The 980-nt window shown below is 75.0% G+C and carries 2 protein-coding genes; both read right to left on the bottom strand.

Translation table 11 applies throughout. From position 1 onward, the window contains the following. Nucleotides 1-286: 286 nt before the first annotated feature. Nucleotides 287-553: an HNH endonuclease gene (locus AC559T_RS14140; protein ID WP_498868988.1), complete on the bottom strand. Its 267-nt coding sequence runs from the start codon at nt 551-553 to the stop codon at nt 287-289. Further along, nucleotides 550-831, bottom strand: a complete 282-nt coding sequence (locus AC559T_RS14135) for a hypothetical protein (protein ID WP_498868987.1) — start codon at nt 829-831, stop codon at nt 550-552. Before AC559T_RS14135 ends, AC559T_RS14140 begins: the two co-directional genes overlap by 4 nt. Between the last annotated feature and the right edge of the window lie 149 nt (nt 832-980).

The following is a 980-nucleotide window of genomic DNA, read 5'->3' as shown; positions in this document are numbered from 1 at the left end:
TCTCCCCCATCGCCTCCCCCGGCCGGCAGGCCCTGCGGTGCAGCCGATGGCGGCCGTCGGGGGAGGCGGGGAGGCAAGGCTACGCACCCACTGCGTACCCCTGAAACGGGCCCAGAGCGACTCCCCCAGCCGCCTCCCCCACGGGCCCGCGAGGCCGCGAGAGTCCTTGCCGCACAGGGTGTGGATCACTCGCGCCCCCCGCGAGGCGCTCGAGGGCCGCGAGGACAGCCGCGAGGACAGCAAAGAGCCCGCCCGGCTGGTGTGCCGGGCGGGCCCTGGTGAACGGTCAGGCCGCGGTCCGAGGTGCCCCCGGCCGTGCCGACCGGCTGCCCGTGGTGGCGATGTCGGCCAGCCACTCGGCCAGCGACCGCGCGCCCTTGGCCTGCCCGCACATCTGGCACGCGGGGAGGCGGTTGTCCGCGTTGTTCGCGCCGCCCCGGGACTTCGGGATCACGTGGTCGAGGTGGTCAGCGCGCCCGCCGCAGTAGGCGCACGTGTGGTTCCACGCCGCGTACAGGCGCCGCCGGACGTCCGGGCTCGGTGTCGAGGTCATGCCGCACCCCGCTTGGGACGCTCGGCACGGACGGCCGCGATCAGTTCGACGACCACGCCGAGGGCATCGGCCACACCGGTGGTGAACGGCGCCGTCCGGTCGTCGAGGGTGGCCAGGAACGCCTGATGTAGACGCTCGGCCTCGGAGTCGCCGCCCGGGGACTCCATGTGCGCGATCATCACGTCGATGACTGCCGCCGCGCCGTCCCCGTAGGGCCCGTCCGCGTCGAGCAGGGCCCGGACCGCCAGGCCGGCGCGGTGCACGTCCTGGGAGGTCATCGGGTGCCCGCCTTTCGCGCCGCGTACGCCGCGTCCAGCTCGGCGACCCGCTCGACGTAGGCACGCCGCACGGCCAGCATCGCCTGCACCCGGATCGCCGCAGTGAGGGTGTGGCCGGCCGCCAGTGCCGCCGCCAGCTCCTCGATGTG

The organism is Frankia sp. Hr75.2 (genome assembly GCF_949319125.1).
GTDB lineage: Bacteria > Actinomycetota > Actinomycetes > Frankiales > Frankiaceae > Parafrankia > Parafrankia soli.
Note: the sequence above shows the minus strand (reverse complement) of the source record. Positions and strands in the feature narration are given on the sequence as shown.